Source organism: Flavobacterium sp. 270 (assembly GCF_004368785.1).
Lineage (GTDB): Bacteria > Bacteroidota > Bacteroidia > Flavobacteriales > Flavobacteriaceae > Flavobacterium.
Genome location: NZ_SODM01000005.1, coordinates 100258 through 127031, shown reverse-complemented (window position 1 = coordinate 127031; position 26774 = coordinate 100258). Strand labels below are relative to the sequence as shown.

General features: G+C 30.9%; 23 protein-coding genes. 1 reads left to right on the top strand and 22 read right to left on the bottom strand.

Annotated elements, in window-relative coordinates:
• Positions 1 to 9 precede the first annotated feature (9 nt).
• From EV144_RS17815 to EV144_RS17745, 15 genes are all read right to left on the bottom strand, one after another.
• Positions 10 to 1101, bottom strand: a complete 1092-nt coding sequence (locus tag EV144_RS17815) for a glycoside hydrolase family 99-like domain-containing protein (protein WP_134150510.1) — start codon at positions 1099 to 1101, stop codon at positions 10 to 12.
• Between the two features lie 105 nt (positions 1102 to 1206).
• Positions 1207 to 2661: a flippase gene (locus EV144_RS17810; protein ID WP_134150509.1), complete on the bottom strand. Its 1455-nt coding sequence runs from the start codon at positions 2659 to 2661 to the stop codon at positions 1207 to 1209.
• A 121-nt stretch (positions 2662 to 2782) separates the two neighbouring features.
• Positions 2783 to 3856 (bottom strand): Wzz/FepE/Etk N-terminal domain-containing protein, encoded by a 1074-nt coding sequence (locus tag EV144_RS17805; RefSeq protein WP_134150508.1) that lies wholly within the window; start codon positions 3854 to 3856, stop codon positions 2783 to 2785.
• Between the two features lie 7 nt (positions 3857 to 3863).
• On the bottom strand, positions 3864 to 6341 hold the full coding sequence (locus EV144_RS17800; protein WP_134150507.1) for an SLBB domain-containing protein: 2478 nt from the start codon (positions 6339 to 6341) through the stop codon (positions 3864 to 3866).
• Positions 6342 to 6378: 37 nt separating this feature from the next.
• Positions 6379 to 7425 carry a dTDP-glucose 4,6-dehydratase gene (rfbB, locus tag EV144_RS17795; protein WP_134150506.1) on the bottom strand — a complete coding sequence of 349 codons (1047 nt, stop codon included), beginning with the start codon at positions 7423 to 7425 and terminating at the stop codon, positions 6379 to 6381.
• Positions 7426 to 7434: 9 nt separating this feature from the next.
• Complete coding sequence (locus tag EV144_RS17790) at positions 7435 to 8442, bottom strand: mannose-1-phosphate guanylyltransferase (protein ID WP_134150505.1); 1008 nt, start codon at positions 8440 to 8442, stop codon at positions 7435 to 7437.
• Between the two features lie 31 nt (positions 8443 to 8473).
• The gene (locus EV144_RS17785) at positions 8474 to 9757 is read right to left on the bottom strand and encodes a nucleotide sugar dehydrogenase (RefSeq protein ID WP_134150504.1); all 1284 of its coding nucleotides are present in this window, start codon (positions 9755 to 9757) and stop codon (positions 8474 to 8476) included.
• Positions 9758 to 10041: 284 nt separating this feature from the next.
• A complete protein-coding gene (locus EV144_RS17780; protein ID WP_134150503.1) occupies positions 10042 to 10512 on the bottom strand; it encodes a UpxY family transcription antiterminator in 471 nt (156 codons plus the stop codon).
• An 85-nt stretch (positions 10513 to 10597) separates the two neighbouring features.
• Positions 10598 to 11989, bottom strand: coding sequence for a UDP-glucose 6-dehydrogenase (locus tag EV144_RS17775; RefSeq protein ID WP_134150502.1), 1392 nt, complete (start codon positions 11987 to 11989; stop codon positions 10598 to 10600).
• 26 nt (positions 11990 to 12015) lie between these two features.
• Complete coding sequence (locus EV144_RS17770) at positions 12016 to 12999, bottom strand: SDR family oxidoreductase (protein ID WP_134150501.1); 984 nt, start codon at positions 12997 to 12999, stop codon at positions 12016 to 12018.
• Between the two features lie 8 nt (positions 13000 to 13007).
• Positions 13008 to 15455: a polysaccharide biosynthesis tyrosine autokinase gene (locus tag EV144_RS17765; RefSeq protein ID WP_134150500.1), complete on the bottom strand. Its 2448-nt coding sequence runs from the start codon at positions 15453 to 15455 to the stop codon at positions 13008 to 13010.
• Between the two features lie 10 nt (positions 15456 to 15465).
• Positions 15466 to 16254 (bottom strand): polysaccharide biosynthesis/export family protein, encoded by a 789-nt coding sequence (locus tag EV144_RS17760; RefSeq protein WP_134150803.1) that lies wholly within the window; start codon positions 16252 to 16254, stop codon positions 15466 to 15468.
• A 63-nt stretch (positions 16255 to 16317) separates the two neighbouring features.
• Positions 16318 to 16938 carry a recombination mediator RecR gene (gene recR, locus EV144_RS17755; protein ID WP_134150499.1) on the bottom strand — a complete coding sequence of 207 codons (621 nt, stop codon included), beginning with the start codon at positions 16936 to 16938 and terminating at the stop codon, positions 16318 to 16320.
• 106 nt (positions 16939 to 17044) lie between these two features.
• Positions 17045 to 17410, bottom strand: a complete 366-nt coding sequence (locus EV144_RS17750; protein ID WP_134150802.1) for a CoA-binding protein — start codon at positions 17408 to 17410, stop codon at positions 17045 to 17047.
• Between the two features lie 141 nt (positions 17411 to 17551).
• Positions 17552 to 18040: a hypothetical protein gene (locus EV144_RS17745; RefSeq protein ID WP_134150498.1), complete on the bottom strand. Its 489-nt coding sequence runs from the start codon at positions 18038 to 18040 to the stop codon at positions 17552 to 17554.
• Positions 18041 to 18340: 300 nt separating this feature from the next.
• Here EV144_RS17745 and EV144_RS17740 point away from each other — a divergent pair, with 300 nt between their 5' ends.
• On the top strand, positions 18341 to 18970 hold the full coding sequence (locus EV144_RS17740; protein ID WP_134150497.1) for a MarC family NAAT transporter: 630 nt from the start codon (positions 18341 to 18343) through the stop codon (positions 18968 to 18970).
• Between the two features lie 81 nt (positions 18971 to 19051).
• Here the strand turns inward: EV144_RS17740 and ctlX are convergent, their stop codons facing one another.
• The 7 genes from ctlX to EV144_RS17705 all read right to left on the bottom strand — a co-directional run bounded on the left by ctlX (position 19052) and on the right by EV144_RS17705 (position 26763).
• On the bottom strand, positions 19052 to 19987 hold the full coding sequence (ctlX, locus tag EV144_RS17735) for a citrulline utilization hydrolase CtlX (RefSeq protein WP_134150496.1): 936 nt from the start codon (positions 19985 to 19987) through the stop codon (positions 19052 to 19054).
• A 62-nt stretch (positions 19988 to 20049) separates the two neighbouring features.
• The gene (locus EV144_RS17730; RefSeq protein WP_134150495.1) at positions 20050 to 20964 is read right to left on the bottom strand and encodes a dimethylarginine dimethylaminohydrolase family protein; all 915 of its coding nucleotides are present in this window, start codon (positions 20962 to 20964) and stop codon (positions 20050 to 20052) included.
• A gap of 64 nt (positions 20965 to 21028) precedes the next feature.
• Positions 21029 to 22306: a citrate synthase gene (locus tag EV144_RS17725; protein WP_134150494.1), complete on the bottom strand. Its 1278-nt coding sequence runs from the start codon at positions 22304 to 22306 to the stop codon at positions 21029 to 21031.
• A gap of 157 nt (positions 22307 to 22463) precedes the next feature.
• Positions 22464 to 23756: a phosphopyruvate hydratase gene (gene eno / locus EV144_RS17720; RefSeq protein WP_134150493.1), complete on the bottom strand. Its 1293-nt coding sequence runs from the start codon at positions 23754 to 23756 to the stop codon at positions 22464 to 22466.
• A gap of 111 nt (positions 23757 to 23867) precedes the next feature.
• On the bottom strand, positions 23868 to 24977 hold the full coding sequence (gene carA / locus EV144_RS17715) for a glutamine-hydrolyzing carbamoyl-phosphate synthase small subunit (protein ID WP_134150492.1): 1110 nt from the start codon (positions 24975 to 24977) through the stop codon (positions 23868 to 23870).
• A 242-nt stretch (positions 24978 to 25219) separates the two neighbouring features.
• Positions 25220 to 25708, bottom strand: coding sequence for a 50S ribosomal protein L17 (rplQ, locus tag EV144_RS17710; RefSeq protein ID WP_134150491.1), 489 nt, complete (start codon positions 25706 to 25708; stop codon positions 25220 to 25222).
• Positions 25709 to 25770: 62 nt separating this feature from the next.
• Positions 25771 to 26763: a DNA-directed RNA polymerase subunit alpha gene (locus tag EV144_RS17705; RefSeq protein ID WP_026109818.1), complete on the bottom strand. Its 993-nt coding sequence runs from the start codon at positions 26761 to 26763 to the stop codon at positions 25771 to 25773.
• Positions 26764 to 26774: the final 11 nt, after the last annotated feature.

The following is a 26774-nucleotide window of genomic DNA, read 5'->3' as shown; positions in this document are numbered from 1 at the left end:
CAAATATATCTATTTATAAATTTGACGTTTCAATGCTTCCAAAAATTTCTTGCCCCATTTTAAATCTGGCTCCATATAATTGCCTTCAGCCCATTCATTCCAAGATTTAATAAAGATAATTCTATTCTCAGGGTCTTTATCAATGACTATATTTATTGCATTCTCTACATGGTTTTCAAATAACTCTGGAGTTGATTCCGTCATAACTAAACCTTCGCGACCGCTTCTTGGTGTATGATCCCATCCGGGAATAATACTAGGATATATATTTTTAATTTTATCTTCTTCTTCTACTAAAAAATATTTCGACATAACACTATATTTAATAGCGTATGCTGACGCGTTGCCGAAAAAAACACTTTTTGTCTTACTAATAATCTTCTCAAAAATTGATCTATGATTGATTATATAGTTATTTAATCGAGTTATGTTTACGGCATCAACTTCTGTCGAAATAATATCTTTTAAATTATTACGAAGGTCATTATGATGCCCTACAAAATAAATTCCAGGCAAATTATTTTCTACAGCAAGCTTTCTCCATGTTTTCATAAAAACCTTAATTTCCTCTGAAGCGAGAGGCTTGTATATCATAAAAAGAGGCTTACCATTAACAGTAATATATCTTTTGTCTTTAAGAGCCGGCAAAATCTCATAAAAATGGGCTGTATAATCTTCAACTCCAGGATACAGTTGCTCAATCAGCACATTCCTATTTTTTAGTCCATGATCAAATCCTTTCCATGTTTCGTTTGCCCAAGCCAGACAGAAAGGAAAATCAGGTTCACCAGATGAAATTACTTCATTAAATGGCCGCTCAATTAATCTTTTACCATTACCAAACCAATAATGCCAATAACAAAATCCTTCCACTCCGTACTCTCTTGCCATATCAGCTTGAGCCTTTCTAGTTTCTGAAACTCTTAAATCGTAATAACCTAAATCTGCAGGTACTCTTGGTTGATAATGACCTTTAAAAAGTGCCTTCGCTTTGCCAACATTTGTCCATTCTGTAAATCCTTTACCCCACCATTCGTCATTTTCAGGTATTGGATGATATTGAGGTAAATAAAATGCTATAATACGTGCTTTTTTTTCCATTCTTAATCTTTAATTCAATCTAATAAGCTCATTGTAAAACTACTAACCACTAACTTTGCTTTCAAAATAATATATTTTCAAATACCCTTATTAAATTCTTATACATTAAAGTTTAATAAACTTTGATCTCAAATCACAAATCACTGATGACACAATTTCCTCTTTAATAAGATATAGAAACAAATAAAAAGTCAAAAAACCCGATGCTGAGGAAATTACTAAGTTAATAAAGGGTGATAGTCCCAGATAACTTATTAACGAAATTATCAGGAACATCAATGTACTAGATATTATATAATAAAGTAAACTAATATTTAATAATTTCAATTTTGATAATTCTTTATAATAAAATATTATCATTATAATTATACCAAGCAACTCAGATAAAACCGCTACAATTGCCGCCCCGATATGCCCCATTATTGGTATTAAAAAAAAATTAGCAACAACACTTAAAACAGCACTCAGGATAACTGCAATAGTATATATATTTTCTTTGCCTTGGGGGTATAGTACTAAATAACCAATAAAATAGGCAATACTAACAATAACAATAATTGGAGATAAAATTTTCATTGTAAGAATGGAAGGAGCAAATGATATACCACCCATTAGTAATGTAAAGTCTTTTGCTAAAGTAAAAAAGAGAATTGAAAAAGGAAATGCTATAATTAAAAAGTAATTGAGTGATTTCTTAATATAAATTAAATATTGATCTTTATCGTTATTAATTAAATACGAAAGTCTAGGAAGAAGAACTGTCCCTAAAGTAGTTATTAGAATTACTACGAAGCGTACTAATTTATTTGCCATTGCATAATATCCTACTGCTTGATTGCCTTTTAAAGACCCTAGCAAAAGAATATCTAATTGAACATATATGCTTACAGATATGCTGGCTATAAAAATCGTTAGAACTGGCTTAAAATGTTTTTTTAAATTTAAATCCTTAAATTTTATCCCTTTAAGATCTAAATGTTTTCTGAGATAGAGTATATTAAATATATTTCCCCCGACTGTTGAAAGCACAACAATAATTCCGTAATTGATATAATCATTTGGGCTTTTAACAAATAAAAACAACAAGATTAAACTAACTATTCTAACTACAAAAAATCTTATTGTGATATATTTTTGATCCTCAATTCCCTGATAAAACCATTCAATTCCAATATTCGAAAAAAAGATACTGGAGCTCATTATCACAATTAACAACTTTAGATGTTGTAATGAATCGATATTTATTACATATAGAAATAATACAACATAAGAAATAATAGAAGTAATTAGTAAAATACAAAGTAATTCTAAAACTAATTTAGTGCGAGCCGCTATGTCCTTTCCCTTATTTGCTGTTTCCCTTATTCCATACATTGGAATTCCAAGTGCAGAAAATAATACAAAATAAGCAATTATTGAGTTTACATATTCAATTTTACCTAAACTTTCAACTCCTATGGCTCTATTAACATAGGGCATTGTAAATAAACCAACCAAAATTCCAAATCCAATTCTAGACACATTTAGAAAATAATTGTATCTAATGCTTTTATCATTCATGTATTGTAAATGCAGTTTTCATATTACTTGGAAACTCTATATCTTTTAAAAATATGCAACCTTTAGAGACTCACTAAAATTATAACTTGACAAATTATCTTTTACAGATAATGAAAATAAACTATTCTAAAAGGTTATTTAACAATCGCCTTAGCATAATAAAAATAATGGTTAAAAATGTCAATAAACCTCCTCCGATAATAGCACCTTTTACTTTTCCAAAACTCTCTTTTGGCAAAGGTAGTATTGGTCTGTCAATAACCTGAATTAGAGGTGTCTCTTTACGCAAAGTAACTTTAGCGAGTTCTGCTTGTTTAACTAATTCAGTAAGTATGGCAGTATTTGCTTGAACATCAACTTGCCTTCTCGCAGAAGGAGTGCGACGGACATTTAGAGCAGGATTTAGATTAAAAGTATTATCATTAGCTACTGCTACACCAGTAATTGCACCATTCAACTCTCCTCGAATAGAATCGACTTGACGCTCTAAAATAGCCATATTCATTCTTGCTTTTTTACTTTTTGTTTCAACATAAAATGATCCCACTTCTTTAACTAAAGCCTCACAAAAATATTTTGAAAATAATTCATTTTTAGAAGAAACATCAATATTAATTACTGCAATTTTTTTATCCTTTTGTCCAACAAATAGGCTTGTTTTTGATAAATTTTCGTATATTTTACCTAAAACACTGTCTTGCACTCGTGTAAAATTTTTTCTATTAGAATTTGGTAAAAATTCAATATTTGTTAATTTAGTATTTTTATTCCACTTTTCCCTAAATTTATTATTTTGAATGTACATTTCTGCTAAAGAAATAACTTTTCCATTTATTGTAACTGGAGAAAGTAACGTTTTTTCCACCATTGATCTTGATTTAAACAACTCTGTCAAATTACTGCCGGTAAAAATACCGCCTGCGCTACCTCCTAAATCCAAACCGAATGAACTCGCTAGTCCTAGCGCACTTCCTAATCCACCTCCAGAAGATTTATCATCTTCTAACGCAAATGATAAAGTCGCAGTATAAACAGGTTTTTTTATAAAAGAATAAGTTAAACCAATTAGTGCCCCCACAATTACAGCTAAGACAATAATTTTCCATTTAGAAAGCAAATAGACATACAGTTCATTTATTTTTTTTATTAGATCTTTTAACGATATTTCATCGTTCTGAACAGGCATATTATTCATCAAAAAACTATTTAAAAGCTGTTACAATTAATAAAGCCAAACTCGAAATTACACTTCCAATACCAACCCATTCTCCTGCCGTCATTTTCTTTTTATCTGGTTTTTCTGGAACAACTATTTGAGAGTCTGGTTCAACCTTTGGATATGATCTAAAAAACAAGAAAGAACCTGTTACTGCAGCTTTACCATTGGGGTAAATAATGTAGGCTTTTTTCTTCCAGCCTTTATTATCAACTCCTCCAACTGAGTTTAAGTAGTATTTAAATCCTTTTCCGCTTCTATAAGGAATTTCAGAAGTTAATAATACATTACCTGTAACTTTTACACCTTCATTATATACTGCAACTTCTATTTCGTCACCTTCGAATAAAGTAACATTTGAATAATGATTTTTATCTTTTACTATTTTTTCCCAATTCACAGGAATAGTAGCATATTTTAACTCATCTCTAAGTTTTTTTGATAAGTTACTTTTCAACGTATCTTTTGTTTTTGAATTTAATTCTTCCTCTGAATTTTGTTTTTTATCTAAATTAAGATTTATACTTTCTAATTGTTCTAATTGCTCTTCTTTGATTGGTCTTTTAATTTTCATACCATCTAAATTAGCAATAGAAGTCAATCCTCCTGCACGCATTACAACATTATAAACAGTTTCTTTTTTATTAGCTAAAACATATTTACCAGGATAAGTAACTGCTCCACTAACTTTAACCATTAAAGGTTTTTCATAAACTGCCATTCTGCGAATATTAATAACGTCGAACGGTTTTAATACAAAATTTTTAATTTGTTCGTTATTATTCGCAGTAATTTCTAATTCGACTAATTCAATTCGTTTTGGATCAGCATCGTCAATGACATCTGATTTAACCATTCTTGCGATTTCAACTCTTTTTGAGGCTGAACCTGTTAAACCCCCAACTTGTACTACTAAATCGTTTAAAGTTAAATTATCCACATATTCATATTCTCCAGGATTCTTAACCTCTCCATCAATTGTTATTTTATATTCTTCTCTAAAATCAAGGATAGAATAAACGGTAACTATATCTTCTCGCTTTAGTTCAATATCAGCATTTAAATCTCCCGATAATGCAGCTGATAAATCTACATTTACAATTTCTGTCGTTAAATCAGTCTTTAAACGAATAATTCTTGCTCGTTTACTATAAGCATCCTCTTTAAGTCCCTCTGCTCTTGTAATAAGATCTGAAATTCTCATTCCTTCATTAAATGAATAATAATCTGGTCTAAAAACGGCTCCTTCAATTTTGATACGATTAGCAAATCGATTTAATATTTTTGACACTTTAACTACATCTCCTGACTGTGGTTGATAAACTCCAAACTCACTTTCATTAACATCATGAATTTTAAATTCTTTTCCTGTTTTTTGCATAACATTTACAGAAGCAGTATAAGCAAACTCATTAAATCCGGATGCAAAATTTAATAAGTCTGAAAAAGTCTCCCCTTTTTTCATCTCAAAAATACCTGGACGCTTTACCTCTCCTTCTACAATAACTCTCTGACTGTATGCTGGAATTCTGATAACATCATTTTCTTTTAAACTAACATTATCAGATTGATCCCCTTTTATTAAAAATCTATAAATGTCGATGTTTTTATAAATTTTGTTATTTCTAATTAATTCAATGTTTCTATAACTTCCATTTTTACCTGGTCCACCCGCTAAATGCAAAGCATTGTAAACTGTAGCTAAAGATGAAATGGAATAATTACCAGGCTGTTTTCCTCCTACAATAGTTATTTTTATGGTTCGTATTTGGTTTAAACTTACGCTGACCTGAGATTGACCAGAACGAACAGTACTGTACACTCTTGCAATTGCAGCTTTAATTTTTTGCGTTGCAGCTTCAATTGACATTCCTGAAACTGCAATTTGTCCTACATAATCTATTGTTATCTTTCCTTCAACACTAACTGGAATACTCGCATTAAATTCTTGAACTCCATAGACACTAACTTGTAATTCATCACCTGGTCCTAAAACATAATTCATTGGAGTAGCTAATTTCAAATCAGGTTCAAAATTTAATGTGGGATTATCAAATAATTCGGAACCAAAAATTAAGGCATTAACTGAATCCTTTACTTTTTCATTCTTAATCTTTTCTTGTTTCCTTCCGAATTCTGAATCTTTATCAGTTGTTTTTAATCTACTATCTTTATTGTCTTTAGAATCGCCTTTGATATTTTTTTTCTCATAATCTGCAAGTTTAATTTTTAATTTATTAAACTCTGTTTGACTCATTCCTTTTGACAAAGCCATTGATTCGACTCCCTCAATAGTTGCATTATTACTTTTTAATTGAGCACTAATTTTAGCCAAATCATCATCAGACAAATAATCAACTTTAACTGTACTCAAGTCTTTAGACCTAAGTATATCTTGAGCATTTGCACTAAAAGATATTGATAAAATAAAAAAGAGAGTAAGAACGTATGTTATTTTTTTCATATAGAATGATAACTTTAAAAGTTGAAAAAAATTAAGCTTATGAATATTGTTTTTGATAGTATGCCTTATAAGCTCCAGAGGTTACATTTTGTAACCACTCTTCATTATCAAGATACCAATTTATAGTTTTTTCTAGACCTTCCTCAAAAGTAACAGACGGTTTCCATCCTAGTTCTTTATTGATTTTTGAAGCATCAATTGCGTATCGCAGATCATGTCCAGGCCTGTCTTTTACATAAGTTATTAGTTCTTGACTAGTTCCTTCAGTTCTGCTTAACTTTTGATCCATAATTTGGCATAAAAGCTTAACCAAATCAATATTTTTCCATTCATTGAAACCACCAATATTGTAAGTTTCATGATTTTTTCCTTCATGAAAAACCAAATCAATAGCAATAGCATGATCTTCAACAAATAACCAATCTCTCGTATAATTACCATCTCCATAAACAGGTAAGGGTTTCTTATTGATGATATTGTTTATAAAAAGTGGAATCAATTTTTCTGGAAAATGGTATGATCCATAATTATTAGAACAATTAGTTAATACATAAGGCAGTCCATAAGTTTCTCCATATGCTCTTACAAAATGATCTGAACTTGCTTTTGATGCAGAATAAGGAGAATTTGGATCATACGGAGTAGTTTCTGTAAAAAGTCCTTCAGACCCAAGCGATCCATAAACTTCATCAGTACTTATATGATAAAAACGTTTGCCTTCAAAGTTACTTTTCCATTGATTTTTTGCTGCATTTAGCAAATTCATTGTCCCAATTACATTCGTTTTTACAAAAGCCAAAGGATCTTCAATAGAACGATCAACATGAGATTCTGCAGCTAAATGTAAAACACCGTCAAAATTGTGAGTCGAAAAAAGTTCATTTATAAAAACTTCATCCACAATATCTCCTTTTACAAAAGTATAGTTAGGCTGATTTTCAATATCTTTAATATTTTCTAAATTACCAGCATAAGTCAATGCATCCAAATTAAAAATTTGATATTCTGGATATTTATTTACAAAACGGCGCACTACATGTGAACCTATAAAACCTGCACCTCCTGTTATAAGAATTTTTTTCATTGTCTCTTCTTAATTTAATAAATCTGAATTTATTTTTTCTAACGCACTATAAATATCTTTCACATCTTGTGAGTTTTCCTTTTGTAGAATTAAATTTGCCGTATCTGTGTAAACAAAAATAGTATTTTTAACCCCTAGAAAAGTAGTATGTTTATCACTGCCAATAACCATATTACCATTGTTATCTACTGGATGTCCTTTTGAAACTAAATAGTCATAAACCGATTCAAAAGAACCTAAATCTGACCATGAAAAAGAAGCCGGTACTACTTTAATTTTTTTACTTCGTTCCATTACAGCATAATCAATACTTATTGATGGAATTTCCAAAGATGAATTTAAATCCAATAAACCATTTTCACTAGATTCCCATACGGCTTTAGATTTCTCATAAACATCAGGTTGAAATTGTTTTAATTCTTCTAAAAGAACATTTGCTTTAAAACAAAACATACCGCTGTTCCATAAAAAATTTCCTCTTGCAATAAACTCCTTCGCTGTAGTTTCATTTGGCTTCTCACGAAACGAAATTACTTTATCGCCTTTTGCTTCGATATAACCATAACCTGTTTCTGGTTTTGTAGGTATAACTCCGAAAGTAACAATAAAACCATCTTCAGCTTTTGAAACGGCTTCACTTATTGCCTTGTTATAATTTTCCATTTGATCAATAATATGATCCGAAGGTGTAATAATTAATATGTCATCTGGATTTGATGCAAATGCAGCGAAAGCAATTGCTGCTGCTGTATTTCGTGGTGTAGTTTCAATTACATTTAAATATTCTGTATTTGATTTGTCCATCACTTTTCCACTCAAATGATGATTATCTATATTTCCGATCACCATTACTTTATCTACTAAATGACTATTACGATCAACAGTCATCTCAAATAATGATTTGCCATCAAAAATTTCCAAATATTGTTTTGGCTGGCTCTTACGTGAAAGCGGCCATAATCGGCTTCCAACTCCACCAGTTAAAATTACATGTGTTATCGACTTATTTTTTTCCATTTTGTTCTAAATAAAAAAGATATTCTAATTACTACAATCTATTATCAGATATAGCACCCAAAACTCCTTTTACATCATATAATAAACTATTTGTTTTTTGCAATTCTGAAAAATCTAATTCTAAAAATTCAGCATGAGCAACTCCTAAAACTACTGCGTCAAATTTTTCTTTTGGAACAGAATTTACAGTCGTTAATTTATATTCTTTTTTCACCTCTTCTATATTTGCAAGCGGATCGAAAATAGTTACTGATATTCCATATTCTTTTAATGCTTTCACAACATCAACAATTTTTGTATTCCGAACATCAGGGCAGTTTTCTTTAAAAGTAATTCCTAGCATTAAAAGATTAGCTCCATTAACCGAAATTCCTTTTTTTATCATTAACTTAACAATTTGTGAAGCTACATATTCTCCCATGCTATCATTTAAACGTCTACCGGCCAGAATTATTTCAGGATGATATCCAAATTCTTGTGCTCTTTGTGCAAGATAATAAGGATCTACTCCAATACAATGACCTCCAACCAAGCCTGGTTTAAATGGTAAAAAATTCCATTTTGTAGCCGCAGCTTTTAATACTTCTTGAGTATCAATATTCATTAAATTGAATATTTTAGCTAATTCATTTACAAAAGCAATATTAATATCTCTTTGTGAATTTTCTATAACTTTTGCTGCTTCAGCTACTTTTATTGTTGGAGCTAGATATGTTCCTGCAACAATAACTGATTTATAAAGCTCATCTACTTTAATACCTATTTCAGGTGTAGAACCAGAAGTTACTTTCAAAATCTTTTCAACTGTATGCTCTTTATCACCTGGATTTATTCTTTCAGGAGAATATCCCACAAAGAAATCCTCATTAAATTTTAATCCAGAAACTCTTTCTAAAACTGGAACGCATTGTTCTTCTGTAACACCTGGATAAACCGTTGATTCGTAAATTACAATATCTCCTTTTTTCAACACTTTACCAACTGACTCACTTGATTTATATAAAGGAGTTAAATCCGGACGATTATTTTTGTCTACAGGAGTTGGAACCGTTATTATAAAATAATTACAATTTTCAAGATTATTTAGAGAATTAGTACAGTATAATCCTGTTTTAGCATTAGTATTATCAACTATGACTTTTTTCAAAACATCCTCGTCAACTTCCAAAGTAGAATCGATGCCCTGATTTAAATTTTTAATCCTTGACTGATTTATATCAAAACCAATAACTGAATATTTTGTCGCAAACAGTCTAGCCAAAGGGAGTCCGACATACCCTAATCCTATAATTCCTATTTTTATATTTTCTTTCATTTATATCTTACTTTAATCACAACAGCACACGGCTTCGCCATTCCAAGTCCCATTTTGCGCCTCGGTTATTAAAAAGTATAATCTCGGCAAATATAGCACATTAAGTCAATTTATTCAATACGGTTTCATGTAAACCTTTAAAAACTTAATCCAAAAGCGCAACAACAGCATCAAACCCCTATCTATCAGTATATAACAATTTATCTTACAAAAAAAACAGTGTATAAAATTCAAAATAATTGAATTTTATACACTGTTTATATTTTAAAGCGGTACAGTTTTAACTAAATTGAATTATATCTAATCTTTAAGACGCATCCTAATGATTCTAAAACTAAAATACAATATGTATTAGACATTTCTTTTACAATTGCACTTTGATTACTAAAAACTCCAGATTCTAATTTGATTTTATCTCCTACTTTTATTGAAGTTATAGATACATCACTAATGTTATCTGCCTTTAAACTTGTCTTAATAATATCAATTTCTTGATCGCGAACTATAGCAGGTTTCCCCAGCCAAAACAAATATCTCACTACACCAGCAGCTTCAAAGACAGAATTCCTATCTGATTCTTCTAATTGAACAAAAACATACGAATTAAAAAGAGGCACTTCTACCTTTTTTTTTCGATCAGACCATTGTTTAACTTGGGTAATTATTGGACAATAACATTCAATACCTATTTGACTAAGTTTCTCGGCAACTTTTTTTTCCCACTTAGGTTTCGTATATACTACATACCAATTCATAATTTTTTTATTTATATTGAAATAACACCGTAACCAACCACATCTATATTCAATCTCATTAATTTTATTTCAAGAATAGAATTAATTAAGAACCGATTCCTTTATAAATAAATCCAATCTTCTCTAATTCTTTTGCATTTAAGATATTCCTACCATCAAAAAGGAATGCAGGCTTACGCATCGAGTCATAAATTTTTTGCCAGTCATAAGTTATGAATTCATCCCATTCAGTTAAAACTGCAATTGCATGAGCCCCTTTGCAAGATTCATATGGATTTTCAAATATTGTTAAAGCATTACTATTTTCTTCTTTAGTACGAGTTTCTAAATAATCTAAATCGCTCAACATTTTATGTCTTTGCACTTTCGGATCGTATACAGAAATTTTTGCCTGTTCATTAATTAAATCATCAGCTACATAGATTGCCGCAGATTCTCTCGTATCATTTGTATCTTTTTTAAATGCCCAGCCAAGAAATGTAATTTTCTTGTCTGCTACTGTATTGTATAATGTTTGGACAATTTTATTAGAAAATCTTCTTTTTTGGTGATCATTCATTATAATAACTTGCTCCCAATAATCAGCTACTTCATTTAGTCCATATGATTTTGCAATGTAAACTAAATTTAAAATATCTTTTTGAAAACAAGAGCCTCCAAAACCAACAGATGCTTTTAGAAATTTTGCCCCAATCCTACTATCCATTCCAATTGCCTTTGCTACCTCACTAACATCTGCTCCAGTTTTTTCACATAATTCAGACATAGCATTTATAGATGAAATACGTTGTGCTAAAAAAGCATTTGCTGTAAGTTTAGACAACTCTGATGACCAAACATTAGTTGTTAGAATTTTATCTTTTTCTACCCAATTTGCATAAACATTAACTAAAGCATTAATAGCCTCCTGACCTTCAGTTGTTGTATCACCACCTATTAAAATTCTATCTGGATTTAATAAATCAGTTACAGCCGTTCCTTCGGCTAAAAATTCAGGATTTGATAGAATCTGAAACTGAACTCCATTTCCTGTATTATCTAAAATACTTTTTATTGCTTCAGCTGTTCGTACAGGTAAAGTTGATTTCTCTACCACAATTTTATTCTGTTTTGCAACTTTTGCAATCTGCCTAGCACATAACTCAATATATTTTAAATCAGCAGCCATACCTTTACCCTTACCATAAGTTTTAGTTGGCGTATTGACCGAAATAAAAATTACTTGCGCTTCATCGATTGCTTTTTCAACTTCTGTAGAAAAGAAAAGATTTCTTCCTCTGGCTTCAGCTACAATTTCAGAAAGACCCGGCTCATAAATCGGGATGTTATCTGTATTTGGATCATTCCAATCTTTAATTCTTTGCTCATTCAAGTCAACAACAGTCACCTTTATATTTGGGCATTTTTGAGCTATAACGGCCATTGTTGGACCTCCTACATAACCTGCACCAATGCAACAAATTTTTGTAATTTCCATTTTTTACTATTATCTCGATTCTTATTTTATTTTAAATTATTCCAATACCAGCTTACCGCCTCTTTTAATCCTTCTTGTAAAGAATATTTTGGATCATAACCAAGTAGTGCTTTAGCTTTATCAATACTAGCAAGCGAATGTGGAATATCGCCAACTCTATTCGCACCATAAATAATAGGCACATCAGCAATTTTTGAATCAAATTCGGCTAAATATTTTTTTAAATATCCAACTAAATCATTTAAAGTATTTCTATCACCAAATGCTGTATTGTAAACCGTATTCACAGCTTCCAGATTTTGACTTGTGATAGCCAACTCATTCATCTGAATAACATTATCTATGTATGTAAAATCACGAGAATAATTTCCATCACCATTAATAATGGGACTTTCATAATTCATCAATTGCATTACAAACTTTGGAATAACTGCGGCGTAAGCTCCATTTGGATCTTGTTTTCTTCCAAAAACATTAAAATATCGTAATCCTATTGTTTCTAAACCGTACGTTTTGCTAAAAATATCGGCATACAATTCGTTTACATATTTTGTTATAGCATAGGGAGATAATGGCTTACCTATAATATCTTCAACTTTTGGCAGACCTTGAGAATCACCATAAGTTGAAGAACTTGCTGCATAGACAAAGCGCTTTACTTTGGCGTCACGAGAAGCTGACAACATATTTAAAAATCCTGAGACATTTACATCATTTGTTGTAATAGGATCATTTATAGATCTGGGAACAGATCCTAATGCCGCTTGATGCAATACAAAATCAACTCCTTGAACTGCTAAGATACAATCTTCAATATTTCGAATATCTCCTTCAATCAATTTAAAATCAAGGTTATTAATAAAATCTTTTAAATTATGATGATGACCTGTTGAAAAATTATCTAAACAAATTACTTTATGACCCAATCCTAAAAAATATTCAGATAAGTTTGAACCAATAAAACCAGCACCTCCTGTAATTAAAATGGTTGTTTTTTCTACCTTTTCCATGTTCCAAATTATTTCTTGCTTAATTTTCTAAAAATAGATTTCAAGAAATTAGATTTTTCTTCTTCATCATGATATCCATTTGAATATGCTCCGTAACCGTAACCATATCCATATGTAGAACCATACTTAGCTTTGTTTTCATAACCATTTAAAACAATACTAGCATTATTTAATTCCCCTCTTTTAATTCTAGTATTCAACAAAGTTATCATATCTTTTTTAGTATAATTTTGTCTAACAATATATAATGTAACATCAGCAAATTGAACCAATTCCAATGCATCAGAAACCAAACCTACAGGCGGGGTATCTAATATTACATAATCATATTTTTGTTTTAATTCATCAATTAATTCTCCCATTGCTTCACTTAATATAAGTTCAGAAGGGTTTGGTGGTATTGGACCTGAAAGTATAACATCTAAATTTGCTATTTTAGTTGAATTTGTAATTTCGTCAAGACTATTTTGCTTAATAAGATAATTCACAACCCCTAATTGGGTTGTCAAATTAAATTCATCTGCTAATCTTGGCTTTCTCAAATCTAAACCAACAATCACGGTTTTCTTTTCACTTAATGCGAAAACTGTAGCAATATTAATAGAACAAAATGTTTTACCTTCTCCACTTATCGAAGAAGTAATCATTAAAGTTTTCGAACCGCTAACTTGTTGCTTTTTATATAAAAACTGTAAGGAAGAACGAATTCCCCTGAAAGCTTCTGATAGTGCAGACTTAGGTTTATCAAATACTGCCAAACTCAAAGAATCTTTATTTACGCCAATTACTCCAATTAACGGTATTTGCGTTAATTTGCTAATATCATCTGGATTTTGAATGGAATTATTGATAAAAAACACAACAAAAACGAATAATAATGGAATCAAAATACCCAAAAAGAGCGCTAAAACATAATTTACCGAGGTTTTAGGCCCAATTAATCCTTCGCCTATATCTTTTGCAGGATCAATAAAATGAATATCTGATAAATTTGAAGCTTTTACAATTTCTGCTTCATTTCGTTTTTGAAGAAATTCTGTATAAATGTTATCATTTAAATCGTATTTTCTTTTAATTTTTAATAATTCTTGCTGTTCTTCTGGCAGCCTTTTAATTACACTTTCAGCCTGACCAATTTTAGCATTTACCATTGAAAGATCATATAGTAACGAAGATTTTGCAGTTTCGATATTTTCTAATAAAACATCCTTTATGGCACGCATTTGATTATCAAAATCTTTAAAAATTTTATCACTTTTTACAGCATAAGCCATTTCTGATCTTTGAGTTGAAAGTATAATTAATCTTGAAACATTAGCAACAATATTGGGATCTTCAATTCCAGCAACGGAAGGGGCTGGCAGTCGCGAGTAATCTACACTATTATTTAAATATGATTTTAATGAATTATAATAGGTTAATTTCCTTGCAACTAAATCTTTTTCAGTGTCAAAATTCGTTATTTTATTAGAAAACTTATCTGCTCCTCCCTCAATTTCATATATCTTTTTATCTTTTCTAAAGGATTTTAATTCATCTCCTGTCTGTTTCAACTGAGATTCCATATTAACAAGAGTACTATCAATAAATTTTATTGTATTGTTTGCAAATTGATTTTTTCCGTCTAACTGAATTTTAATAAGCATTTTTACGGTCGAATTTAAATAATCAACCATTCTTGCTTTATTCGTTCCTTGCATTCCCAATGTTATTATAGAACCACCCTTATCATCAGAATTAGCAGCTATCCCTCTATAACGCGATACAGTACCATCAAAATCATTAAATCTTACAAAATACTCGCTTCCTGTATAAAAACCGGGATTATCATTTATCTGGAGTTTCCAATCTAAAAAAGGCAAAGAAACCACCTCACCAACTTTATATTTTTTAATAAATTCTACAGGCTGAACTGCCGTGTTAGAATACGAATTATTGGAGTAAGTTATTAATGAAACGGAATTATTTTCGAAAGGTATACGAACTTCATATTCATTTTCACTTAAAAATTTAATACTTATTAAAGTATTTACAAGTTGTCCTTTAGACTTATCGATGTCAACATAAAATGGAACTGCTCCATAAGCATCAATTAAATTATATTTTCCTTGTTTAAAATAATCAATATAAAATTGCAACTTATCTACAACTAACTCATTGTGGGATCTTGACTGTAGAATCGTCGAAATTCCATTTACTTGATCAGAAATTCCGCCCCAGTTAAAAACCAAGCTAGTATTTGAAGTAAAGAATGGATTGCTTTCTTCTTTAATCGAAATTAATGTCTGCATCTCGTAAATTTTTTCTTTTCGGATATTTACCTGATATGCAATTGTAAATGAAATTATCAAACTAATTAAAAACCATTTCCAATAACTGGCAATTTTCAATAAAAATGCTTTAAAATCAAAATTTGAATGATTTTCAAAAATCGAAAAATCTTTTATATCTAACATTTTTTGAATTTTAATTTTTAAGAATTAAATAAACCGTGGTTGCCAGAGATAATAATGTAATAACAGTTCCAATTGATTGTATACCTGTTTGTCCAGTTCCCCATGCTTTTTGTCTTAATGGCTTTATGTATATATAATCGTTAGGCTGTAGATTATAATAAGGAGATTTCATTACATTAGCATCAGTAAGATCAATATTATTCATTTGAACTCCTGTCGGAGTCTGACGAATTATAGTCACTTCTTTTCTATTTCCTACTGTAGTAATATCACCGGCATTTGCAATGGCTTCCATAATATTTACATGGGTTTGAAACAATGTTTTTGTTCCAGTACTCCCTACCTCACCATTTATTGTATATCTAAAACCTGCTAATTTTACTGTAACAAAAATATTTGCCTCACTTTTAAAATATTCTTCAAGTAATTTTTTCTCAATTTTAACTCTTACTTCTTCAAGCGTATAACCAATTACATTTATTTCGCCTAAGATTGGCATTCTTATATTACCATGATCATCAATCGTAAATCCATCAAAATATAAACCTGTTTCAGATTTTGCCGTAGTAGCACTTTCGGTTGTATTAAAAATAGCAACAAGTTTAGGATCAATAGCTTTTATATTTACACTTATAACATCGTTTACTTGTAATCTATAAGGTTTTGAACTTACCTGAGCAATTGAGCTTTGTTCTTCTGTATTATTCTTATCTTGCAGATATACCAAATCTTTAATAGGAATGCATGATGTAAATAGAGTACTAACTAATAATAGTATATAAAAACTTTTTTGTGTCATTGGGGAATTTTTTCGCAAATATAGACTTTCCTTTAATCTTCTGAAAATCTAACTTTTATTTGATTAATTATTTTTAAAAGTCTTTTCAAATGGAACTCGATGCAAAATACTTCTCCCAAGTGTAACTTCATCTGCATATTCTAATTCATCTCCTACAGATATCCCTCTTGCAATTGTAGAAATCACAATCTCTGATTCTGCTATTTGTTTATAAATGTAAAAATTTGTGGTATCTCCTTCTATTGTAGAACTTAGGGCAAAAATAATCTCAATCACTTTTCCCAACTTAACTTTTTCTACTAAACTTGAGATATTCAACTGACTTGGGCCAACACCTTCTATTGGAGAAATTTTACCTCCTAAAACGTGATAAATTCCTTTGTATTGTCCAGTATTTTCAATAGCCATGACATCTCGAATATCTTCTACTACACAAATAAGATGGTGATTTCTAATCGAATTAGCACAAATTTCACAAACTTTTGTATCTGATATATTATGGCAATTTTCGCAAAACTTAATATCCTCACGCATATTCAATAATGCCTGAGATAAAAATCCTGTCTGTTCTTTTGGTTGTTTTAATAAATGCAAAACTAAACGTAATGCTGTACGTTTACCAATTCCAGGTAATTGAGACATTTCGTTGACTGCTTTTTCTATTAATTTTGATGAAAATTCCATGGGAACAAAAGTAACACTTTTATTGCTTTACCTCACTTTAGCATCAATTAAAAAGCATTACGAATCATCTTTTTGAAATATTACGAAAGAAGAATAATTTCAAAAATTAATATTGATTTGTTGCCAATAGAACCAAAGTACAAGCTACTTCTGCCTTTATATCATTAAGTTCTAACAATTGATAAAGCTCAGGGTTTTCTGTCCCGGGATTAAAAATTACACGTTTAGGTTGCGCTTCGACAATATAATTGTAGTAATCACGCTGGCGTGTAGGGTTTAAATATAAAGTTATAGTATCTATATTTTTTACAGGTATTGCTTTGGTCTGAATTTTAACACCGGCCACTTCTCCAGTATTTTGTCCAATTGCTAATACAGTATGTCCTTTTTGAACTAAGGCATTTACAGCTCTAAAAGCATATCTATCTGGTTTTGTGGTAGCACCAAGAACTAGGGTTTTTTTATTTTTCATCATTTTATAATATTACACAAAAGTAATCAAATAAGATTTAGTCTTTATCGTTTTACTTTTACCTTTTTTATAAAATCGAAAACATTCATTTATGACAACAAAAAGCCAAACATAATGTCTGGCTTTTAAAATTTTTATTTGTTATTTTATTATAATTGGATAATCTTTATCATCCATTTTATAATCCCAAACAAGCTTACCATTTAGCCAGACTTGATTGGTTATAGTTGAACATTTTGTTTTATTAAAAGTTGACTCTAAAGTATCTGTATCTTTTTCATTCCATTGAATATAAGTTTTAGTTTTAGCAGACTTATCAATATCATTTAAAGATATTGTAATATGATATACATCATCATAATCATATTTTAAAATTTTAAAATTTCTCGGACTGTCTAAATTCGGATCATAAAATTCAACCGTTTTTCCGTTTATCACATTAAATAATTTTATCTTCGACACATCCAAATGGGTTAAATTTTCTGGATTTAATAAATCTTCATGTTCAGAATTTAAAACAGAAAACATAACTGTTGTGTTATAATAAGAACAAAGATCTTTATTTTCTTCTGAATTATCGCATCCAAAAAAAACGATAATTATAAAAAAAACTAGTATTTTCTTCATCATAATTATTGGTTTTAAATTAATATACAATCTACTGTTACTGATGTCAATAAACAATCAGAAACTTTAGATTAATACAATTTTACAATACCAATAGTCAAAAAAGAACAACAATACGTCATTTTTATACTACTTTAAGACTATGTAAGGCTTCCGGGAACTGAATAATAAAAATTAGAATTAACTGCATTCGATTAATCAATAAATTGTATTCCCATTTTCAAAAAACAATATAATAGTCTCTCACAAATAACTTTAAAGTCTCAAAAAAAAACTACTTTTACCTTAATCAATAATAATTATATGGATTTATTTATTTACTTATTTGCCGCTCTTTTTTCAGTATTAAATCCAATTGGAACTGTACCTATTTTTGTCGGACTTACACAGGATGATTCTCAAAAAGAGCGTTCTAGAATTTCGTTATGGACCGCTATAAATGTTTTTATTATTTTAATGGTTTCCTTTTTAATCGGTAAGTATGTCTTGACTTTTTTCGGAATTAGTATTGACGCACTTCGAATTGCGGGCGGTCTTATAATTGTAAATTCTGGATTCTCATTGCTTTCAGGAAAATTCAATAAAAAGAGAGGTATCAACAAAAAGATTGAAAATGACGCACAACATCGTAATGATATTGCTTTGACACCATTAGCAATACCTATGCTGGCAGGACCAGGATCGATTTCTTTATTGATTGCTTTTTACCAAGAGCATCATCAAATGGAAGAAATTATAATTTCAAGCTTAGCCATTTTAGCTATTGCAGTTGTGATTTTTATAATTTTAAAAAGTGCTCATTATTTAGCTAGAATATTAGGTGCTTCTGGGATTGTAGCCATTTCCAGAATTGTCGGTTTTATTGTAATTTCAATTGGAATTCAATATATAGTAAGTTCAATAATTAATATAGTAAAAGGAAATTTGATGTAATTCTTTTTTGCTTATTCATAAAAAAGGGATAAAACTATTGAATAGCTTTATCCCTTTTTATTTTTTTTTCAATCTATCTGTTTAGCTTCTCGGCAAAAATACTTCAGCCATCATACATCTTGCACTTCCACCACCACAAGCTTCAATTGTATCTAAACTTGAACTTAATATTTCAGCATGACTTTCTAATTGTGAAATTTGCTTTGGAGTCAAACTTTGATGAGCCGATGCACTCATGACAATATACTTTTTATCATTTGTACCTCGAACTTCTAACATATTCCCTGCAAAATTATTTACCTGATCTTCAGTGATCAAAACAATTTCTTTACCATCTGTTTTGAGATTATCCAAAACCATTTTGCGTTCTTTTTTATCATCAATACAATCTGCGCAAATAACGGTAAAAGTTTCACCTAAGCACATCATCACATTAGTATGATAAATTAGTTTACGTTCTCCATCAACAGTTTGAAAAGCTTCAAAAATTACTGGAGCATAATCAAAGTCCTCACAAAATTCAATAAACAATTCTTCATCTGCTCGTGGAGACAAAGCACAATATGCTTTTCCGTTTGCGCGATCTAAAAGCAGACTTCCAGTTCCTTCAAGAAAAATACCGTCTTCTTCTGCAGAAGTATAGTCCATGATATTGGCAATTTCAAAACCTTTATCTTCAAGAGTGTCCAAAATATCTTCACGACGTTCCTGACGACGGTTTTCTGCAAACATTGGATACAAAGCTACATCTCCATTTTCATGGAAAGAAACCCAGTTGTTCGGAAAAATACTATCCGGAGTATCCGTTTCTAAAGTATCTTCAATCACAGTAACATCAACACCAACTGCTCTTAACTTTTCTACAAAAGCATCAAACTCTTGTTGCGCTTTTGCATTAACTGTGCTTGGCAAAAGTCCGTCTAATACTTTTTGATAATAATTATTAACCGCCGTTTGCTCATTCATTCTAAAAGCAACTGGACGAATCATTACGATTGCATTTGTCGTTTGTTTCATATTTATTTTGTTTCAAGTTTCAAGTTTCAGCTTTCACGTTAAAAAAACCTGAAACAATTACTTTAATCTCTAATTAATGGCAAAGTTGAACATCTCAACAATCCTTCTTGTTTTGCAATTTCAGCATATGGAATTTCTTCAACTGTAAAACCATTTGCACGAAGCCAATTGTTTAATCTCGTGAAATTTTTCTCAGAAACAACAACATTTTCATCAATCGAAAATACATTTGAAAACATATGATACATTTCGATTCTTTCGATATCAAATAAATTTTCCATTCCAAAAAGATTTACTAAATACAGATAATCTGCTTCTTCACGAAAACCGCGTTTGTAGATTATGCCTTTATCTTTTCCAACCGGTTGAAAACAACAATCTAGATGTAGTGCATTATCTCTTGCCTCGAGTTTAGATTTAACCAAATCAAATTCTTTTACAATTTTGTCTGGAAACAATTCTCTGATATAATTTACACCGTGCATATTAGTTCTGGCCGTAATATAATCTTTGTAGTCACTACCTTTATAAGTCCCTATAAAGATGTGATCGTTCCACAACATTACATCTCCACCTTCAATGTGAACTTCTTCTGGCGGGCGAACTACTTTTTGAGCGTCGATTTGATCAATTACATACTGAATTGCATCCAATTCTCTTTCTCTATCTGGTAAAATATTAGATTTTATAAAAGTATTATCAATAACAAAACCTATATCTCTTGCAAAGATCTGATTGTAGTTTTCGATCATTTCCGGACGATAAACAGTTACATCATATTTCTGAAAGACAGCATTAAAAGCTTCCATTTCAGCAACCATATCTTTTTCTACAGGATAAGTTCCTGCTTTAATATGTTCCAATGATTTAGGATCATAAGCTTCATCTAATGAAGGAGTTGGCCCATTATGAACAGCAGAACCCAAAACTACAGCACGCAATCTTGACGTTTCGTTCTTTACATTTAATTGCAACATAACTATATTATATTTTGGGCAAAGATAAAAAAAGCTTCACAGTTAAGTGAAGCTTTAGATTTTTTTATTTGTTTGACTTAAAGTCTCTCAAAGGATGTCCAGTGTAAATCTGTCTTGGTCTTCCGATTGGCTCTTTGTTTTCACGCATTTCTTTCCACTGCGCGATCCAGCCTGGCAATCTACCAATAGCAAACATTACAGTAAACATATCTGTTGGAATTCCTAATGCTCTGTAAATAATTCCAGAGTAGAAATCAACGTTTGGATATAAATTTCTTGATTTGAAGTATTCGTCTTCAAGAGCCGCTGCTTCTAATTTTTTAGCAATTTCTAAAATCGGATCATCTACACCTAATGTTTCTAAAACTTCATTAGCTGCTTTTTTGATGATTTTTGCTCTTGGGTCAAAGTTTTTATAAACTCTGTGACCAAATCCCATTAAACGGAAAGGATCATTTTTATCTTTTGCTTTCGCTAAAAACTTATCAGTATCGCCACCGTCTTTATTGATTTCTTCTAACATCTCAAGAACTGCTTGATTAGCACCTCCATGAAGCGGCCCCCAAAGAGCAGAAACTCCTGCAGAAATAGAAGCAAATAATCCAGCATGAGAAGAACCTACCATTCTTACTGTAGAAGTAGAACAGTTTTGTTCGTGATCTGCATGAAGAATAAATAATTTATCTAATGCGTCAACAATAATTGGATTTGCTTTGTAAGGTCCTGTAGGCAATTGAAACATTAATTGCATAAAGTTTTCTACATATCCTTTTGTATTATCATAATAGTTTAATGGATAACCCATTGATTTTCTATATGTCCAAGTAGCAATTACAAGAAACTTAGCCATTGTTTTACAAATAGCTTCATACATTTCTTTTTCATTATCAACATTTACTGCTTTAGGATTAAAGGCTGTTAAAGCACTTGTCAAGGCAGACAAAACACCCATTGGGTGAGCTGTTTTAGGAAATCCGTCAATGATATTTTTCATTTCTTCGTTTACCAAAGTATGTTTTTTAATATCATTTTCAAATTGCTCTAATTGTTGAGCTGTTGGTAATTCTCCAAAAATTAAAAGATAAGACACTTCTAAAAAACTAGCTTTTTCAGCCAAGTCTTCGATTGAATATCCTCTGTAACGTAAAATTCCTAATTCTCCGTCTAAGAAAGTGATCTCACTTTTACAAGATCCAGAATTTTTATACCCTGGGTCAATTGTTATAACACCGGTTAAATCACGTAATTTGTTGATATCGATAGCTGATTCATTTTCGCTTCCCGTGATTACCGGAAGTTCAATTTTTTGGCCATCTACTTCTAATGTAGCTATTTTTGACATAATATAATGGGAAATAAAACTTTAAAATAATAATTTACCAAATCTAAGGAATTTAAGACTAACTAAAAAAAGAATCCTGCTATGAATTTGTTAAAACTCCAAAAAAAAACCATTCATAAAAAATGAATGGTTTAGATTAAATATATAACGCTTACAATTATTTGATCTTGAAAGCATTTAGTCCAGGAAAATAAGCATTACTTCCTAGTTCTTCTTCGATTCTTAATAATTGATTGTATTTTGCCATACGATCTGAACGAGAAGCAGAACCTGTTTTAATTTGACCACAGTTTAAAGCTACTGCTAAATCTGCAATTGTATTATCTTCTGTTTCTCCAGAACGGTGAGACATTACTGAAGTATAACCAGCATTTTTAGCCATGTTTACAGCAGCAATAGTTTCTGTTAAAGTACCAATTTGGTTTACTTTTACTAAGATAGAGTTTGCAATACCTTTTTGAATTCCAGTAGACAAACGCTCAACATTAGTAACAAACAAATCATCACCAACTAATTGTACTTTATCTCCAATTTTTTCAGTTAAATATTTCCATCCATTCCAGTCATCTTCGTACATACCATCTTCGATAGAAATAATTGGATATTTAGCAGCAAGTTCAGCTAAATAATCAGCTTGCTCTTCAGAAGTTCTGATTTTTCCAGTTTCTCCTTCAAATTTAGTATAATCGTATTTACCGTTTACATAAAATTCAGAAGCAGCACAGTCAAGAGCAATCATAATTTCGTCTCCGAAAGTATATCCTGCTTTTTCAACTGCTAATTTAATTGTATCCAAAGCATCTTCAGTTCCACCAGCCAAGTTTGGAGCAAAACCTCCTTCGTCACCAACAGCAGTACTTAAACCTCTGTCGTGTAATACTTTTTTCAAGCTATGGAAAATTTCAGTTCCCATTTGCATAGAATGTGTAAAAGAAGTTGCTTTTACAGGGAAAATCATAAACTCTTGAAATGCGATAGGAGCATCAGAGTGAGACCCACCATTGATGATATTCATCATTGGCACAGGTAATGTATTAGCAGAAACTCCACCTACATATCTGTATAATGGCAATCCAAGTTCGTTTGCAGCAGCTTTTGCAGCAGCAAGTGAAACTCCTAAAATTGCATTAGCTCCTAATTTAGATTTATTTGGAGTTCCGTCTAAATCGATCATTAATTGATCGATAGTGTTTTGTTCAAAAACAGAAGTTCCAACTAATTCTTCAGCAATAATAGTATTTACATTATTCACTGCGTTCAAAACACCTTTTCCTAGGTAAGCTTTACCTCCATCACGTAGTTCAACAGCTTCATGCTCTCCAGTTGATGCTCCAGAAGGAACAGCAGCTCTACCTAAAACTCCGTTTTCTGTTATTACATCAACTTCAATAGTAGGATTACCTCTAGAATCAAGAATTTGTCTTGCGTGAATTTTAATTATAATACTCATTATTTTTGTTTTTTATTAATAAACTATATTTTTTTTTCGAAATTATAAAAATATTTAATAGTTAATACACATTATCTCTATTAAACACCTTTATTTATTAACTATATCGTTTTAGGCAGTTACTTGCTTTATGTTCTCAATAAATTGATCAAACAAATAAGAAGAATCATGTGGCCCGGAACTAGCTTCAGGGTGATATTGAACAGAAAAGCAATTTTTGTTTTTCATTCGCATACCTGCAACCGTATCGTCATTTAAATGAACATGTGTAATTTCTAATTCAGGGTGATTTTCTAATGCATCTCTTTTAACAGCGAAACCATGATTTTGAGATGTAATTTCACCTTTGCCAGTAATGATATTTTTTACCGGGTGATTAATTCCTCTGTGTCCACCAAACATTTTATAGGTTTGAACACCATTTGCTAAAGCAATTACTTGGTGCCCTAAGCAAATTCCAAATAAGGGTTTATCATCAGCAATAATATCTTTTGCAACTTGAATCGCTCCGAAAAGCGGATCAGGATCTCCAGGTCCATTTGACAAGAAATATCCGTCTGGATTAAAATCAGCCATATCTTTATAAGTCGCATCATAAGGATAAACCTTAATATAGCAATCCCTTTTTGCAAAATTTCTCAAAATATTTCTCTTAATCCCAAGATCTAAAGCAGATATTTTATATTTTGCATTTTCATCACCAAAAAAATAAGGTTCTTTTGTTGAAACTTTAGATGCCAGCTCTAAACCTTCCATATTAGGAACATTTTCCAGTTCCTTCTTCAAGTCTTCGATCGAAGTACCATCTGTACAAATAACAGCATTCATTGCTCCGTTGTCGCGAATGTAACTTACTAACGCACGAGTGTCAACATCTGAAATACAGATCAAATTTTGTTTCGTAAAATAATCTTCTAGACTTCCTGAAGAATCTTCTCTAGAATAATTAAAACTAAAATTTTTACATACCAAACCTGCGATTTTTACACCATCAGATTCTACTTCAGAATCATTAACCCCATAATTTCCAATATGAGGATTAGTTGTTACCATAATTTGTCCGAAATAAGAAGGATCAGTAAAAATTTCCTGATATCCCGTCATTCCAGTATTAAAACAAACCTCTCCAAAAGTTTTACCGCTGATACCGATAGACTTTCCGTGAAAAATAGTTCCATCACTTAGTAATAAAATGGCGCTTTGTCGTGTTGTGTATTTCATTCTTATTTGTATTGTTTTTGAACGTCTTAATAAACCAGCTAAGCTAGTTTCTTTGTAATTAGAATTTTTGCAAATTTACTTCTTTAAAAGAGCCCTTCCAACATTTTTTAAAAATTTCATTCATAAAAATAAAACCTTAGTATCCAAAAAAGTTAAATTTCACTCTTCTAAAAAAGTCAAAAAAAAAGGATAAACTAAAAATTAGTTTATCCTTGATTTCTATAGAATCATTACTTTCATAATTATTCAGAAGCTTCAGTAGTCGTTTCTGTTTCTGCAGCAGGAGCTTCAGTAACTTCGTCAGCTTTTTTAGCTTTACCACCACGACGGCTTTTTGCTTTTTTAACTTCTTTTTTACCACCATTGTAAAGTTCATTGAAATCTACAAGTTCGATCATCGCCATATCAGCGTTATCTCCCAAACGATTTCCAACTTTAATGATACGAGTGTATCCACCTGGACGGTCACCAACTTTAGCAGCTACATCTCTGAACAAGTCAGTTACAGCATATTTGCTACGTAAGTAAGCAAAAACAATACGACGGTTGTGAGTCGTATCCTCTTTTGATTTTGTGATTAAAGGCTCAACAAATTGTTTAAGCGCTTTAGCCTTAGCGACAGTAGTATTAATACGTTTGTGCTCAATAAGAGAACAAGCCATATTAGCCAACATAGCTTTTCTATGTCCAGTCTGCCTGCTTAAGTGGTTGAATTTTTTTCCGTGTCTCATGACGTGTTTTTTTTATCTTCATCTTGCTACAATCCACTATGGAGAGCAAAATATGAAGTAAATTATTCTTTATCTAGTTTGTATTTAGCTAAATCCATTCCGAAAGTTAAATTTTTAACTGCAACAAGTTCATCAAGTTCAGTTAAAGATTTTTTACCAAAATTACGGAATTTCATTAGGTCATTTTTATTGAACGATACTAAATCACCAAGTGTATCAACTTCAGCCGCTTTCAAGCAATTTAATGCTCTCACAGATAAATCCATATCAACAAGCTTAGTTTTAAGCAATTGTCTCATATGCAATGACTCTTCATCATACGATTCTGTTTGTGCAATTTCGTCAGCCTCGAGTGTAATTCTTTCGTCAGAAAATAACATGAAGTGGTGAATTAAAACTTTAGCAGCTTCAGTAAGAGCATCTTTTGGATTAATAGAACCATCAGTTTTAATTTCAAAAACTAATTTTTCGTAATCTGTTTTTTGCTCAACACGGAAGTTTTCAATTGCGTATTTTACATTTTTTACCGGAGTAAAAATAGAATCTGTAAAAATAGTACCAATTGCAGCGTTCTGTTTTTTGTTCTCCTCAGCAGGCACGTATCCTCTACCTTTTTCGATTGTTAAATCGAAGTTCAATTTGATTTTAGAATCTAAATTACAGATAACAAGGTCTGGGTTCAGAACTTGAAAACCTGAGATAAATTTTTGAAAATCACCTGCCGTTAATTGATCTTTACCAGAAACAGAAATAGTAACTGCTTCATTATCGATATCTTCAATTTGACGTTTGAAACGTACTTGTTTTAGATTAAGGATAATTTCGGTAACATCTTCAACAACACCTGAAATAGTAGAAAACTCATGATCCACACCCTCGATACGAACAGATGTAATTGCATAACCTTCTAATGCTGAAAGCAAAACTCTTCTAAGTGCATTACCAACAGTCAATCCATAACCAGGTTCCAAAGGTCTAAATTCGAATTTACCTTCAAAATCGGTTGAATCGATCATGATAACTTTATCGGGCTTTTGAAAATTAAATATTGCCATAAATTTCGACT